Origin of the sequence: Streptococcus sp. 1171_SSPC (assembly GCF_001069335.1) — a bacterium.
Lineage (GTDB): Bacteria > Bacillota > Bacilli > Lactobacillales > Streptococcaceae > Streptococcus > Streptococcus xiaochunlingii.
In genome coordinates this window covers 1-521 of sequence record NZ_JWAK01000022.1, presented here as the reverse complement: position 1 = coordinate 521, position 521 = coordinate 1, and the positions used below count along the sequence as shown (strand labels likewise).

Annotated in this window: 1 protein-coding gene; it reads left to right on the top strand. The window is 35.9% G+C overall.

The features are described 5' to 3' along the window. A partial coding sequence (locus tag ADF75_RS04325; RefSeq protein ID WP_048789281.1) for an Asp23/Gls24 family envelope stress response protein occupies positions 1-375 on the top strand: 375 nt, incomplete at its 5' end. Positions 376-521 lie beyond the last annotated feature (146 nt).

Sequence of the window (521 nt, the reverse complement as noted above, 5' to 3'; positions counted from 1 at the left end):
GTTGAAGTTGGTAAAGAACAAGTCGCTGTTGACTTGAATGTAGTAGTGGAATATCAAAAGAATGTTCCTGACTTGTACAAACACATTAAAGAAGTAGTTGCAGAACAAGTTTCTAAGATCACAGATTTGGAAGTTGTCGAAGTAAACGTGAATGTTGTTGATATTAAAACGAAAGAACAACATGAAGCAGATTCAGTAAGCTTGCAAGATCGTGTAACTGGAGTTGTCGAAACAACAGGTGAGTTTGCATCTGAACAGTTTGAAAATGTTAAAACAGGTTTGGGTAATGGATTCTCAGCAGTTAAAGAAAAAGTTGGTGAAGGCGTAGAAGCTGTAACTGACTCTTCATCAAATGAAAAACCACGTGTTCATTAATTTAGAAAATTAAACACTTACAAATAAAACACATATGGAGGTAAGACTATGTCTACAGAAGAAAAAGTAAACCAAGCAAAAGGTGCAATCAAAGAAGGTGTCGGTAAATTGACTGGCGACAAGAAAACAGAAAAAGAAGGAGCTGC